6 protein-coding genes are annotated in these 12,119 nt (G+C 71.5%); 4 read left to right on the top strand and 2 right to left on the bottom strand.

Annotation, left to right across the window (positions count from 1 at the left end; translation table 11 throughout):
- Window positions 1–13 precede the first annotated feature (13 nt).
- Window positions 14–1,024: an NAD-dependent epimerase/dehydratase family protein gene (locus D6718_12420; GenBank protein ID RMG43360.1), complete on the bottom strand. Its 1,011-nt coding sequence runs from the start codon at window positions 1,022–1,024 to the stop codon at window positions 14–16.
- 134 nt (window positions 1,025–1,158) lie between these two features.
- On the opposite strand from D6718_12420, the gene D6718_12415 reads away from it, so the two are divergent.
- The 3 genes from D6718_12415 (at window position 1,159) to D6718_12405 (ending at window position 7,209) form a co-directional block, all read left to right on the top strand.
- A complete protein-coding gene (locus tag D6718_12415; protein RMG43359.1) occupies window positions 1,159–3,798 on the top strand; it encodes a TIGR03960 family B12-binding radical SAM protein in 2,640 nt (879 codons plus the stop codon).
- A 12-nt stretch (window positions 3,799–3,810) separates the two neighbouring features.
- Complete coding sequence (locus D6718_12410) at window positions 3,811–5,238, top strand: hypothetical protein (GenBank protein ID RMG43358.1); 1,428 nt, start codon at window positions 3,811–3,813, stop codon at window positions 5,236–5,238.
- Between the two features lie 72 nt (window positions 5,239–5,310).
- Window positions 5,311–7,209 carry a M61 family peptidase gene (locus tag D6718_12405; GenBank protein RMG43357.1) on the top strand — a complete coding sequence of 633 codons (1,899 nt, stop codon included), beginning with the start codon at window positions 5,311–5,313 and terminating at the stop codon, window positions 7,207–7,209.
- A gap of 24 nt (window positions 7,210–7,233) precedes the next feature.
- Here D6718_12405 and D6718_12400 read toward each other — a convergent pair whose 3' ends face one another.
- Window positions 7,234–10,080: a serine/threonine protein kinase gene (locus D6718_12400; protein ID RMG43356.1), complete on the bottom strand. Its 2,847-nt coding sequence runs from the start codon at window positions 10,078–10,080 to the stop codon at window positions 7,234–7,236.
- Window positions 10,081–10,799: 719 nt separating this feature from the next.
- Between D6718_12400 and D6718_12395 the strand changes: the two genes are divergently transcribed.
- Window positions 10,800–12,119, top strand: a 1,320-nt coding sequence (locus D6718_12395) for a sodium:proton antiporter (GenBank protein RMG43355.1), incomplete at its 3' end; no start/stop codon positions are given.

The following is a 12,119-nucleotide window of genomic DNA, read 5'->3' as shown; positions in this document are numbered from 1 at the left end:
CGGAGCACCGGCCTCACGAGTAGCGCCGGGCGATCTCCGGGATCAAGTACTCGTCGAAGGCCCGCTCGAGATCGTGCTTCGGAGCGAATCCCCAATCGCGCCGGGCGGCGGAGTCGTCGACGGCGGCGGGCCAGGAGTCGACGATCGCCTGGCGCTTCTCGTCCGGTTCGAAGGTGATGTCGGCGGACGGAAACGCGCGCATGACCAACTCCCGGATCTCCTCGGCGCTGGGGTTGAAGGCGCTGATGTTGTAGACGAGCTGCGTGAGATTCTCCGCGGGCGTGCGCGCGAACCGCAGCGTCGCCTCGACGGCGTCCGGCATCGTCATGAACGGGATCCTGGTGTCGGGCCGAACGAAACAGCGGTAGGGTTCGCCCCGCGCAGCCGCGTGGATCATCTCCGGCGCGTAGTCGCTGGTGCCGCCGGAGGGGACCGTCGTCGCGCTGATCAGCCCGGGGAAGCGGATCGAGCGGAAGTCGACGAGGCCGGCATGGGGCACGGCGTCGAGCTGCTTGTAGTGACGCGCGTAGTAGCGGCCGAGATGCTCGCAGTAGAGCTTGTTGCAGCCGTACATCGTGATCGGCCGGTTCGCCTCCTCCTCGCGCAAAGCCCGCCCGCCGTCCTCGGCACGGCTGGTTCCGTAGGCCGCGATCGAGCTGGGGTAGAAGAACATCACCCGGCGGCCGTGGCTCCGCGCCTGCCCTTGAGCGAACTCCAGCAGGTTGAGCGTTCCCTCGACATTGACTTCGTGCGCCGCGACGGGGGTGAACTCCGCCCGCGTGGACAGCAGGGCCGCGAGGTGGAAGATGCGGTCGACCTCGTATTCGGCGAGCAGGGCGTCGAGCAACGGCCGGTCCAGGATCGAGCCGGTCACGGCCCGCTGGACCCGCCGTCGCAGCTCCTCGTCCAGCTCCCGGAGGTCGATGGTGACGATCGGCGCCCGTTCCTCGTCCGCCAGGCGCCGGATCAGTTCGTGGCCGATTTCCCCGGCCGCTCCTGTGATCAGCACGACCGCCCGTCTCATCGGTGCGCTCCACCGGGCGGGCCGGCTTGAGCGGCCCGCCGCAGAGTGGCTATCCTATCGCGGAACCGCATCCATCCATCGCGGCGGCCGCTGCCACCCCTTCCGGATCGAGGCCCGCCACCGAGGACGACGCCATGCCCCGCCCCTGGCCGGACCGCCCCCGCTATCTCTCCGCCCTCGACAGCCTGCTGTCCCGGGTCGAGAAGCCGACCCGCTACATCGGAGGCGAATGGAACTCGGTGGTCAAGCGCCCGGAGGAGGTGCGGACCTCCGTCGTGCTCGCCTTTCCGGACATCTACGAGATCGGCATGTCGCACCTCGGCTTCCGCATCCTCTACGCGCTCCTCAACGGGATGGAAGGGGTCGCGGCGGAGCGGGCGTTCATGCCGTGGATCGACCTGCTTTCCGAGCTGCGGCGGGGAGACCTGCCGCTCGTGACGCTGGAGAGCCGCCGGCCCCTGTCGGAGTTCGACCTGGTCGGCTTCTCGATGCAGTACGAGCTGACGATCACCAACGTCCTGGCGATGCTCGAGCGCGGCGGGATTCCGTTGACCGCGGCGGAGCGGGAGGAGGACGACCCGCTCGTGCTCGCCGGCGGGCCGGTGGTCTTCAACCCCGAGCCGTTCGCGGAGTTCTTCGACCTGATCCTGATCGGCGACGCCGAACGGGCCCTGCCGGCGATGATCCGCAAGCGAGAGGAACTTCTCGCCGCCGGCGCCGGGCGACGCGAGGTCGTGGCCGAGATCGCCCGCTCTCTCGAGGGATGGTACGCGCCGGCGCTGTACGACGTGCGGCCGGAGCCGCAGCTGGGGATGCTGATCCCGGAGCCGCGCGAGGAGAGCGGGGCGCCGCATCCGGTCCGGCGGGCGGTGATCTACGATCTCGACGAGTTCCCGTTCCCCGAGCGGATCGTCGTGCCGCACGCCGAGATCGTGCACGACCGCGTCTCGTTCGAGATCATGCGTGGCTGCCCGGTCGGATGCCGCTTCTGCCAGGCCGGTTATGTCTACCGGCCGACGCGGGAGCGCGATCCGGCCAGGGTGCACGAGGGCGTGCGGCGATCGCTCGAAGCCACCGGCTACGACGAGTTCTCGCTCTCCTCGCTCAACACCGGCGAGTACGGATCGATCGAGCCGCTGCTCACCGGGCTGATGGACGAGCTCGAGCCGAAGCGGATCTCGGTGGGGCTCGGATCGATGCACGCGACCACGATCACCGAGACCTTGGCGGAGCAGCTCCGGCGGGTGCGCAAGGGCGGGTTCACCATCGCCCCGGAAGCCGGTTCCCAGCGGCTCCGTGACGTGATCAACAAGAACCTCACCGAGGAGCAGATTCTCGAGGCGACGCGGCTTGCGTTCACCGCCGGCTGGAAGCTGATCAAGCTCTATTTCATGATCGGCCTGCCGACCGAGACGATGGCCGATGTCGACGCGGCGGTGGATCTCGCCGGGAAGATCGCCCGCCAGGGACGGGAAATCGGCGGCCCGCGGGTCAAGGTGACGATGTCGGCCTCCACCTTCGTCCCGAAGCCGTTCACGCCGTTCCAGTGGTGCGGCATGCAGTCGGAAGACGACTTCGCCGCCAAGCAGGAACGGATCCGCCGGAGGCTGCCGCGCGGGGTGCAGTTCCGGCATCACGACCGGTCGGCCTCATGGCTCGAGGGCGTCCTCTCGCGCGCCGACCGGCGTTTTGCGCGCGCGATTCTGCGGGCATTCCGCGCGGGCGCGGTGCTCGACAGCTGGGCCGATCACCTCAGGATCGACCTGTGGCGCGACGCTTTTCGGGAGGAGGGCATCGACGCGGACGCCTGGGCCACCCGGGCGCTGCCGCTTTCGGCGGCGCTGCCGTGGGAGGTCGTCGATCCGCTCGTCCGGAGGCGCTGGCTGGAGCGGGAGTACGAGCGGGCGCTCGCGGCGGCGACGGTCGTGCCCTGCGGTCCCGAACACTGCACCGGATGCGCTCCGTTCGCCAAGGAGTGCGTGAAGGGCGTGGTCGCCCGAAAGCGATCGGCGGATCTTCCCGCCGTCCCGCGGGCGGCGCGCCGGAGCGAGGAGGCGCCCGCGGCCACCGAGGTCCCGGCGCGTCCCACCTACCGTTACCGGATCCGCTTCGAGAAGCTCGGCCGGAGCCGCTTCCTCGGACACCTCGACCTCGTGCGCGCCCTCGCGCAGTCGCTGCGCCGGGCGGGAGTCCAGCTCGCCTACACCCAGGGCTTCAAGCCGCGCCCGAAGCTGGCGCTGTCGCCCGCGCTGGGGCTCGGCATCGCCTCGCGCGCCGAGTTCGCCGACATCGAAACGCACACACCGCTCGATCCGGAGCGCTTCGTGGCCGCTGTCAACGCGGTCACCCCGGAAGGACTGCGCGTGACGGCGGTGGTCCAGCTCCACCAGCCGGCCGCTGCCCTCCAGGACGTGATCCGGCGCGCGCGGTACCGGGCCGAGTTCGACTCCGTCCCGCGGGAGCGCCTCGAGGAAGGGGTCGAGCGCTTTCTCGCGGCGGAATCGGTGCCGGTGCGCCGCGAGCGGAAGGGCAAGACGAGGACGGTCGACATCCGCGCCGGCGTCGTCGACATGGAGGTGGAACCGGACGGGGCGCTGGCGTTCACGCTGGCGATGGGACCGGCCGGCTCGCCCCGCCCCGCCGAGGTCATCGCCGCCGTGGCCGGTCCCGAGGCGGCTGCCGCCGCGCGTGTCGAGCGGGTCGAGCTCCTCGCGGAAGTGTCCGGCCGCTTCGTCTCGCCGCTGGTGGCCGGGCGCCTCGCCAGGGCGTCCTGAGCGGAGTCCCCGATGCGGCCCCCCGACCGGCCGGACAGGGTCGCGGCGCCACGGACGCTGGTCGCCGCCCACGATCTCGGCGAGCTGTGGCTGGCGACGATCGAAGGGGGCCGCGTGATGGAGCTGGCCGTCTACCCCGCCGCTGCGGCCCGGTGGGTCGGAGCCATCGTCAAGGGCCGGGTGACGCGGTCGGTGCCGGGGGTTTCGGCTCTTTTCGTCGACGTCGGTTTCGAGCGTGACGCCTTCACCGTCTGGGATCCGCCGGGAGGCGAGCGCGAGCCGCCCGCCTCCGGGGACGAGCTGATGGTGCAGATCGTGCGAGAGGCGGACCGCGGAAAAGGCGCTCGCGCCACGCCCAACGTGACGATCGCCGGCTGGTCTTTGGTGCTCGTTCCGGGATCCACCCACCGTGGCGTCAGCCGCCGGATCGGCGAGGCCGAAGAGCGCGATCGCCTTCGCGCGATTCTCGAACGGCTCGAGCCGCAGGGCACGGGGCTGATCGTGCGCACCGCGGCCCGCGGGCTCGACGAGCAGGTGCTGCAGGCGGAGGCGACCCGTCTGGCCGATCGCTGGCGCCGAATCGAGCGCCGGGCCGCGGCGGTCTCGGCTCCCGCGGTTCTCGAGCAGGAGGACGGGCCGCTGCTCGCGTTTCTGCGCGACCGGCTCGACGGAAGCATCGGGGAGATCGTCGTGGAGGGGGAGGGGCTGCTCGCTGCGGTCGAGCGCGCCGCGGCCGAGTCGGTCGTGCCGCTCCCGCCGCGCCGCCGGCACACCGGGCCGCTCCCGGCGGTCGAGGCGTTCGGGCTCGAGCGCGCGCTCGACGAGGCACTGGCACGCGAGGTCCGGCTGCCGGGCGGGGGACGGCTGGTGATCGACGAGACGGAGGCGTTCGTCGCCGTCGACATCAACTCCGGCCGCGACACCGGGGCGGTGGACCTCGAACAGACCGCCGTGCGCACCAACCTCGCCGCCGTCGCCGAGCTGGAACGCCAGATCGGGCTGCGGAATCTGTCGGGGCTGATCGTCGTCGATTTCATCGACATGCGTGATCCGGACCACCGCCGGGCCGTGAACGATGCGCTCGAGCGGGTGCTGGCGAAAGACCGCCTGAAGACCCGCTTCACGCGGCTGTCGGAGTTCAGTCTCGCCGAGGTGACGCGGCAGCGCCGGGGACTGCCCTTGGCCGCCCGGCTCACCGAGCCCTGCCCGCACTGTGAGTCCGGTCGCACCCTGCGCCCCGAAGTGCAGGCGCGACGGCTGCTGCGCGAGCTGCGCCGGCAGGCGCGGCCCGTGCCCGGCGCACGGTTCGTCCTGTCGGGGCCGCAGCGGGTGATCGAGGCGGCGCAGGAGATCGCGCGGGAGGAGGGCGAGGCCTCGGGTCTCCCCGCGATCTCGAGCATCGGCTTTGCCGTGGGGCCTCCGGGGATCGAGCGAGCCTGATCGGGAGAGGTCGACGCGGCCCGGTCCGCCCGGCGCCGTTCAGCGGGCCGCTGTGATGCTATCCTGAGGCGCATGGGACCGAAACGTTGCGCTTCGCTGCTGTCCTCGCTCTTCCTTCTCGCTGCCCTGCCGGTCGTCGCCGCCGCGCGCGCCGGCGAGCCGATCTCGCTCACGGTCGACGCACGTGAGGCGCCGCGCGAGCTGCTCCACGCGCGGGAAGAGATCCCCGTCGCGCCGGGACTACTGAGGCTGTTCTACCCGAAGTGGATTCCGGGCGAGCACGCCCCGAGCGGTCCGGTGACGAATCTCGCCGGGATCGTGATCGAGGCGGACGGCCGCCGTCTCGAGTGGCGGCGCGATCCGCACGATCCCTACACCTTCGAGGTCACGGTGCCGCCGGGCGCCGATCGGCTCGAGGTCTCGCTCGATTACCTGGCGGTCGACGGCGGGCAGTACTCGGCCGGGGCCTCGACGACGCCGGCGCTGGCGGTGATCTCCTGGAACCAGGTGCTCGTGTACCCGGAGGGGATCGCGGCCGACGACCTGGTGATCGAGCCGGGCCTCATCGTCCCGGCCGGGTGGAAAACGGCCAGCGCCCTCCGCGCGGTCCGCAGGGACGGCGACCGAGTCGAGTTCGAGCCGGTGTCGCTGACGACCCTGATCGACTCGCCCGTACTCGCGGCCAAGTACCTGCGCAGCGAGCGGCTGGCCGACGATCCCGTTCCCTACATCCTGAACGTCGCCGCCGACGATCCGGCGGCCCTCCGCTTTCCGGACGACGTCGTGACGAAGCACGCGCGCCTCGTCCGCGAGGCGCTCGCGCTGTTCGGCGCGCCGCATCACCGGCATTACGACTTCCTCGTCACGCTCTCCGATCACGTGCAAAGCTTCGGGCTCGAGCACCACGCCTCCTCGGACGACCGGCTTCCGGAGCGAACCTGGCTCGAGCCGGATCGGCTCGTCCGCCGCGCCGGGCTGCTCCCGCACGAGCTGGTCCACTCCTGGAACGGCAAGTACCGCCGCCCCGCCGGCATGGTCGTGCCGGACTACCAGCAGCCGATCGACACCGGCCTCCTCTGGGTCTACGAGGGCTTGACGAGCTACCTCGGCGCGGTGCTGACGGCCCGCTCGGGGCTGCGGACGCCGGAGCAGTTCCGCGAGGACCTCGCCGCCACCGCGGCGCGGATGGCCGAGCGGCCGGGACGGAGCTGGCGGCCGCTCGCCGACACGGCGCGGGCGGCTCAGACGCTCTACGGTTCTCCGGCGGCGTGGAGTTCGTGGCGGCGGAGCGTCGATTTCTATCCCGAGGGCGTGCTGCTCTGGCTCGAAGTCGACGCACTGATCCGCGAGCAAAGCGGCGGGGACCGCTCGCTCGACGACTTCTGCCGCGCGTTCTTCGGACCGCCTGCCGGTCCCGCCGAGGTCCGCGGCTACACGTTCGACGACCTGGTCGCCGCCCTCTCGCAGATCCAACCGTACGATTGGCGCACCTTCTTCGCCGAGCGCGTCGAGCGGGTGCGCGAGGATCCGCCGCTCGACGGAATCGAGCGCGCCGGCTGGCGCCTCGTCTACAACGACGAACCGAACGAGTTCGCCGAAGGGCGCCCGCGGAAGAAGGGCGAACGCGGAGTGAACCTGACCTCCAGCCTCGGCCTCACGGTGGACGCAGACGGCGCCGTCCAGGATGTGATCGCCGGCAGCCCGGCCGACGCCGCCGGCCTCGCGCCCGGCATGCGGGTCTACGCGGTCGCCGGCCGGCGCTACACGCGCGAGCGCCTGCTCGACGCGCTGAAGGCCGCGGCGAAGTCGTCGGGAGACGCCGCCGCGCTCGAGTTCGTCGTCGAGCAGGAGGAGTTCGTCCGGACGATCGACGTCGCGGTCCCGCACGGTCCGCGCTATCCGCACCTCGAGCGGATCGAGGGGCGGGAAGACCTGCTGTCGCGGATCGTCGAGCCGCGCACGTCCGAGTGACCGGCCGGCCCTCCGCAGCCGTGGTCACCCGTCGAAGGGGTCGGGCTTCCCCGGCGAGCGGCGGGTCGCGGCGGTCGGCCGGAGCCCCGGAAGCAGGCGCTCCGTCCACGGACCCAGCCCGCGGCTGCCGTCGAGCTGTTCTGCGAGCCGCCGGAAGCGCGCGCGGTCGCCCTTCTCGAGCGCGGCGCGGGCGGCGAGCGCGCGGGCCCAGGCGAGCCAGTACAGGCTGCGAAGGCTGCGCTTCGCCTCCAGCTCCTGCCGCTCCAGGGCGTCGTCGACGGCGGCGTCGGAGACGGGCGGGCCGGCGCCCCAGGCGGCGAGGAGCGCGCGCAGCGGGACGATCGGAGCCATCGCCCCTCCGCCGAAGCCGGTAGTGTGGGGGGCGAGGCGCTCGGCCGCCTCCTGGGGCCGCGGCGGATCGGAGATCACCGCCGCGAGGGCGGCCAGGAAATCGAACGTGGGATCGCGGCCGTCGATTCTCGCGAAGTACGTGCTGCGGTCGTGGATGACGACCCGCGCGCGCTCCGGCTCGGCGTCGTGGAGATAGGCCGACGCGGCGACGAGGCCGGCATTCCAGTCGGTGTGCCCCGTCGCCCCCTCGTCGACGTGCTCGAAGATGGCCAGCGCCTTGCCGGTGCGGCCGCCGAGAAGGTAGGCGAACCCGGCCGTCGCGAGCTGATCGGCATAGCCGTTCTCGACGAGCCGCTCGATCAGGGGATCGATCTCTTTCCTGCCCGCGCCGAGGCGCGCGAGGAGGTCGATCTCGAGCAGCATGTGACCCGGCATCAGCGGCTCGAGCCGCTTCGCCTCGCGAGCGTCGCGGAGACCCTGCCGCAGGTCGTCACTCTCGCGCCGCAGCTCGGCCGCGCGCGCCAGCGCGACGCCGGCCAGCGCGCGCGCCGGCTCGGCGCCGGAGGCGTACGCTTCGAGCGCCGCCGCCGCGGCTCGGATGTCGCCGAGGGTTCGGGCGAGCGCCGCCCGCTCGAGGAGGCGCATCAGCTCCTGCCGCCGGAAGGCCCAGGCCGAGGCGGACAGGCCGCCGCGATCCTCGGGGTCGAGCGGCACGCCGGTCCTCGCGTCCAACCTGAGCATCCTCCGTTCGCCGAACGGAACGACGAGGGCTCCATCTTCGAGCCGCGGCCCGAGCATCCCCTGCCGGCTCAGCGGGGTGTAGTACTCCGCGCGCCGTCCCGGCGCCACCAGCATCGTCGTGGTGAACGGCGGGAACGCCGGCGCTCCGGGCTTCGTCGGATCGATCGCGAAGACGACGGAGCGCGAGCCGAGAAGGTTATTGATTCCGAAGAAGATCAGCAGCGGCGGATCGCCCTTCAGCACCAGCGGCCTTTCGTGCGACCCCTCCGAAATCCCGAGGTGCCCGGGATGCGCGAACGAGAGGACGGTCTCGCCATCGTCGTGCATCAGCTCGACGGCGAACGGGTAGTGCCGGGCGTGCCGCCAGGCCGCCAGGATTCCGGTCGGCTCGTCCGCGACCCCCACCGGAAGGCGCGCGACGCCGATCACCTGCATCACGGGACTGACGAACGGAAAGCCGTGCGGATTCCCCCTGCGCCAGACGTCGAGCCGCCTCGGGATGCCCGGATCGTCGAGACGTCCCGTCAACAGGTCGACCCGCAGCAGACCGCGGGGAAACTCCGGCGGGAAACGCTGGTATGGTCCGTGCTTCGGCTGGGCGAGCCCCAGCAGGTGATAGCGGGACCACGGCCCCCGCGGATCGAGCGGAACGTCCCAGCGGCCCAGGTTCCAGGGCGCGTCGGTGCGCCACACCGGTATGCCGAGGAGGCTGCGTCCCGCGATCGTCGTGCCGAAAACGCCGACCCGGACGGGGAAAAGGGCGAGAGCGAGCAGCGCCGCCGCAGCTGCGGAGGCGAGCCCTGCACGCAGCGCAGGACGCCGCACCGCGCTGCGCACCGCACGCCGCCAGAGCGGCGTCCGCCTCCGGGCGCGCAGGCGCTGGAGGGCGGCGCGTCCGTCCGGTGGCCGCCGCCGCGGGTCCTTCTCCAGCATCGCCACGGCAAGGTCGCGCAGCCAGCGCGGTGCGCCGGCCAGCGATCTCCGGGGGGAGGGGAGCGGCTGCTGCACGTGCGCGGTGAGGGTTTCGACGTCCGACGAACCCCTGAATGGCGTCGATCCTGCGAGCATCCTCCACAGCACGACACCGGCGGAGTAGATGTCCGACGCCGGGGTCGGCTCCTCCCCGCGCGCCTGCTCCGGCGAGGCGTAGGCCGGAGTGCCGAGGAACGTTCCGGTCGCGGTCATTCGGAGATCGCCCGGACGCCGGGCAAGTCCGAAGTCGAGCACCGCCACGCGCTCGCCGCCCGACGGCTCGCGGACGAGGAACACGTTCTCGGGCTTGATGTCGCGGTGCACGATCCCCTCGGCGTGGGCTGCGGCGAGCACGTCGAGGATTCCGTCGAGAATCCGGACAGCTTCTTGCACCGGCAGGCGGTTACGCTGCTTCAGCCGTTCTCGCAGCGACTCGCCGCGAAGCAGCTCCATGACGAGGTAGATCAACCCGCCATGCTCGCCGATATCGAACACGCGGGGAATCCCCGGATGCCGCAGCGCATGCATCGCGCGCAGTTCCCGGCGCAACCGTTCGAGGCCGGTGCCGTCGTCGTCCGGCCGCGGGAACAGCACCTTGAGCGCTCTCCGCTCCCCGGCAACACGATCGAAGACCTCGTGGACCTCCGCCGTTCCGCCGCTGCCGATTTTTCGGAGCACTCGATAACGCTCGGCAAAGAGAGTGCCCCGGCGGAGCGGAAGGATGGGGATCGCTGATCCGGGAGAGACGGATTGCGTCGGCTCGGAGGCCGAGTTCGGGCGGTCTCGATCTTGCGTCGGGTCAACCATCGGTCGCGCTTCGTCAACCGCGCTCGAAGCCGGTCATCGCACGGCGAGACTCCTTGCTCGGTCCCGGCGCCCCGCGTCCCTCGGACGGGGCACTCCCCACCTCCCCACGGAGCGGGGCGGCGCGTTCATCGTTCGGCAACGGCGGACCTGTCCCCTGGAGCTGGGCGGCGAAACCGGCCGAGATCCGGAGCATCCGGTCCCGCGCCCCGGGGGCGGCGAAGCACGGGCGCCTCGAGTCCGACCGGTCCTCGTGTGCCCCGTCCGGCCGACTCCCGGGGCGCGCGGCGAGGTCCACGCCCAGCGGCGCGCCGGGGGAAGGGCGGGGCCACTCCCTTCGCGTCGCGCCGCAGCGTGCCCGGCGTCCGCTACCGGCTCGCGGCTTCGAGGCCCACCGCTCCATGCCCTCTCCTGAACTCATCGGCCCGCTCCCGGGGGAGACCGCACGCCGGGCCGCATCCGACATCCGCCCCAATAGATACGCCGTTCGCCCTTTCCCCGGGGTCCAGCCGCCGTTCCCGCCAACCGGTGGGGCCGGCCGGCAGCGGCCGTGACGGCGGGGCGGAACGTGGGACCCGCCGGCCGCTCGGGCCCCGGTAGGCCCTTTCGATACCAGATGGTTGGGCCTCTCGTCGAGAGCCGAATCGACACGCGGTGGCGGGTGTGTCCGGAGCTCCAGGGAGACTTCCCTCGCCGGCCGTATCTGTTATCCTTCGCGCGCCATGAGCGTCGAACTCGCGATCGTTGCCGCGCTGCTGCTGGCGAGCATCGTCGGGATGGCGGCGCGGCGGTTCCGGTTGCCGTACACGGTCTCGCTCGTCTTCGTGGGCCTCGCGTTCGCCGTCGCGAGGGACCACTTCTTTCCGGAGTTCGATCCGGGGCTGCACCTGACGCCGGAGCTCCTGTTCACCATCCTGCTGCCGGCCCTCGTGTTCGAGGCGGCGTTCCACCTCGAGCTGCGTCACTTCATCGAGACGTGGCGCACCGTGTTGATGCTGGCGGTGCCCGGTGTCGCCGTGGGGACGCTGCTGACCTTCGGCCTGACCTGGCTCGTGCTCTCGGGGCTGGGCAGCACCCAGCCGTGGCAGCTCCTGCTCGTGGCGGCGACGATCCTCGCCGCGACCGACCCGGTCGGGGTGTTGGCCATGCTACGGGAGGTCAAGGCGCCGAAGCGCCTGGCGGTGATCATGGAAGGGGAGAGCCTGCTCAACGACGGCATCGCCATCGTCGCCTTCGGCGTGGTGATGACCGCGCTCGGCCTCGACCCCCACCACGGGACGATCACCTTCGGCTGGATTCTCAGCTTTCTCACCTGGGAGATTTTCGGGGCGGTCCTGATCGGCGGAGCACTCGGTCTCGGCCTTTCCTGGCTCACATCGAAGATCGATGATCACCTGATCGAGATCACGCTGACGACGATCTCGGCGTTCGGGTCGTTCCTGCTGGCGGAGCAGGCGCACGCCTCGGGGATCATCGCCTGCCTCGTGGCCGGCATCCTGTCGGGCAACGTGGGCGCCACGTACGGCATGTCCGCCTCGACGCGCGTCGCGGTCGTCTCGTTCTGGGAGTACGCCGCCTTCGTCGCCAATTCGATCATCTTCCTGCTCGTGGGGCTGGAGACAGCGCCCTGGCGGCTGTTCCGGATCGCGGGTCCGGTGATCGTGGTCTGGCTGGCGATGCTGATCGCCCGCGCCCTGTTCATCTCGATCTCGCTGCCGATCATGGAGAAGGTTCATTTCCTCACGCGCAGGGGGCTGATCAGCATCCTCAGCTGGGGCGGACTGCGCGGCGGCGTCGCGATCGTTCTCGCGCTGTCCGTCACGCGGGAGTGGGAGTACCGGCAGCAGCTGATCGATCTCGTGTTCGGGGCCGTGCTGATGACGATCCTCGTCCAGGCGCCGACGACACCGCTCGTCCTGCGGCTGTTCGGGATCGGGCGCGAGCGCGGCATGCGCGAGGAGGCGGTGATGCTGCGCACGCGCCTGCGCGCGCTCGCCGAGGCGGAGCGCTACCTCGAGCGCCAGCACGAGGCGGGCGCCGTG

The organism is Acidobacteriota bacterium (assembly GCA_003696075.1).
Classification (GTDB): Bacteria; Acidobacteriota; Polarisedimenticolia; order J045; family J045; genus J045.
Note: the sequence above shows the minus strand (reverse complement) of the source record. Positions and strands in the feature narration are given on the sequence as shown.

Bases quoted from the DNA above. Each gene is read 5' to 3' on its own strand.
- D6718_12420 (RMG43360.1), bottom strand. From the start codon at position 1,024: ATGAGACGGGCGGTCGTGCTGATCACAGGAGCGGCCGGGGAAATCGGC.
- D6718_12415 (RMG43359.1), top strand. From the start codon at position 1,159: ATGCCCCGCCCCTGGCCGGACCGCCCCCGCTATCTCTCCGCCCTCGAC.
- D6718_12410 (RMG43358.1), top strand. From the start codon at position 3,811: ATGCGGCCCCCCGACCGGCCGGACAGGGTCGCGGCGCCACGGACGCTG.
- D6718_12405 (RMG43357.1), top strand. From the start codon at position 5,311: ATGGGACCGAAACGTTGCGCTTCGCTGCTGTCCTCGCTCTTCCTTCTC.
- D6718_12400 (RMG43356.1), bottom strand. From the start codon at position 10,080: ATGGTTGACCCGACGCAAGATCGAGACCGCCCGAACTCGGCCTCCGAG.